The following is a 255-nucleotide window of genomic DNA, read 5'->3' as shown; positions in this document are numbered from 1 at the left end:
ATAGAGAGTCGCATCCTTCATGGATGCGTGGATTGAAATGCAAAGTCTTTACTTACGTACAAGTGGTCAAAGTCGCATCCTTCATGGATGCGTGGATTGAAATATTAATTGTAAGTTTGTTGATTGCTTGGAAGGAGAAGGTCGCATCCTTCATGGATGCGTGGATTGAAATTTACGATTACTGTTTGCATTTTGTTTCCACCTTTGTCGCATCCTTCATGGATGCGTGGATTGAAATATTATTAAAACTCATAT

1 protein-coding gene is annotated in these 255 nt (G+C 38.8%); it reads left to right on the top strand.

Annotated elements, in window-relative coordinates:
- On the top strand, nt 1-255 hold a 255-nt coding region (locus tag SB719_RS21330), incomplete at both ends, for a hypothetical protein (protein ID WP_412159914.1).

The sequence above is a fragment of the Pantoea sp. SIMBA_079 genome (assembly GCF_046940275.1).
GTDB lineage: Bacteria > Pseudomonadota > Gammaproteobacteria > Enterobacterales > Enterobacteriaceae > Pantoea > Pantoea borealis.
This window is presented reverse-complemented; position numbering and strand designations above follow the sequence as displayed.